The sequence below is a fragment of the Veillonella parvula genome, assembly GCF_024461875.1.
In the GTDB taxonomy this organism is placed as follows: Bacteria; Bacillota; Negativicutes; order Veillonellales; family Veillonellaceae; genus Veillonella; species Veillonella parvula_I.
Window position 1 is genome coordinate 1 of sequence record NZ_JANGAL010000063.1, and the last position, 259, is coordinate 259.

Below are 259 nucleotides of genomic sequence, written 5' to 3' on the forward strand. Positions count from 1 at the left end.
TTTCCGAAGCTTTCATATCCTTCATACGGCAATCCTGCGATAAGATCGAGATGCTGATGCACATTGTTTCCTTTTTTAATTTTGTCAACAATCGTTGACAAAACATCGATTTTCATCGTTCTGTTGATTTCCCGGATCGTAATCTCATTTGCCGATTGAACACCGATCTCAAGCTGGATCAGACCCGGACGCATACGATTGATCAACGCGATCTCTTTTTCATTCAATAAATCCGCGGAAACTTCAAAATGAAAATTTG

At 39.8% G+C, this 259-nt stretch carries 1 pseudogene; it reads right to left on the reverse strand.

The annotated features are described in order from the left end of the window. A pseudogene (locus NE668_RS09865) lies at positions 1–259 on the reverse strand (hypothetical protein); the annotation flags it as partial.